Source organism: Peribacillus sp. SIMBA_075 (assembly GCF_046534585.1).
This window is the reverse complement of the sequence record NZ_JAWRYN010001749.1, coordinates 1-230: the sequence shown is the minus strand read 5'-3', so window position 1 is coordinate 230 and position 230 is coordinate 1. Positions and strand designations below refer to the sequence as shown.

General features: G+C 50.9%; 1 protein-coding gene. It reads right to left on the bottom strand.

The window, feature by feature from the left end; translation table 11 throughout:
• A partial coding sequence (locus tag SB775_RS34430) for an HTH domain-containing protein (RefSeq protein ID WP_410865776.1) occupies positions 1 to 122 on the bottom strand: 122 nt, incomplete at its 3' end.
• Between the last annotated feature and the right edge of the window lie 108 nt (positions 123 to 230).

The window sequence follows — 230 nt, the reverse complement described above, 5'->3', positions numbered from 1 at the left end:
ATATGCTTCCAAATGGCCGTTCTGGAAACCCCGAATTCTTCGGCCAATTGCTGGCCGGAGACCGGCTGCTCCCCTGCTTCCAATAGCCGAGTCGCCAATTTATGTGTGACGGTGATATTCATCTATGAACCAGTCCTTTATCCGTTCTTTATCATTGGCCAAGCGGCGTTCGACCACTGCTTTTTCGATCAGCAAGGTCCATTGTTTCAGCCATGGGCCCGCTTTTTCTC